Annotated in this window: 1 protein-coding gene; it reads left to right on the top strand. The window is 43.4% G+C overall.

Features of this window, described 5'->3' with window-relative positions; all coding sequences use genetic code 11:
• Positions 1 to 282: zinc ribbon domain-containing protein (locus tag G4417_RS16640; protein ID WP_173717710.1), on the top strand; the 282-nt coding region annotated here is incomplete at its 5' end.
• Positions 283 to 369: the final 87 nt, after the last annotated feature.

Raw genomic sequence — 369 nt, 5'->3', positions numbered from 1 at the left:
GCCGGAGGCCTGCATTTCGGAAAAGGGATACAGGATAACGGATACGGTCAGTTCCTTTCCATGCTTGGATATAAGCTGGAAGAACGTGGAAAATATCTGATAAAAGTAGACAGATATTTTGCATCCAGTAAGATATGCAGCGTATGCGGACATAAGAAGAAAGAGCTGGTATTATCAGAACGGATATACCTATGCGAATGTGGAAACCGGATGGACCGGGATGTGAATGCGGCGGTCAATATTCTGAAAGAAGGAAAAAGAATATATAAAAAATGTGCATAATAGCACAGAAAAGATCCGTAACCGGATAAAAAAAGAACCGCGGGACACGCGGGGATAGCCTGTTTTAGCTTTGCCCTGAAGGGCAAT

The organism is Blautia wexlerae, from assembly GCF_013300825.1.
Lineage (GTDB): Bacteria > Bacillota > Clostridia > Lachnospirales > Lachnospiraceae > Blautia_A > Blautia_A wexlerae_B.
Note: the sequence above shows the minus strand (reverse complement) of the source record. Positions and strands in the feature narration are given on the sequence as shown.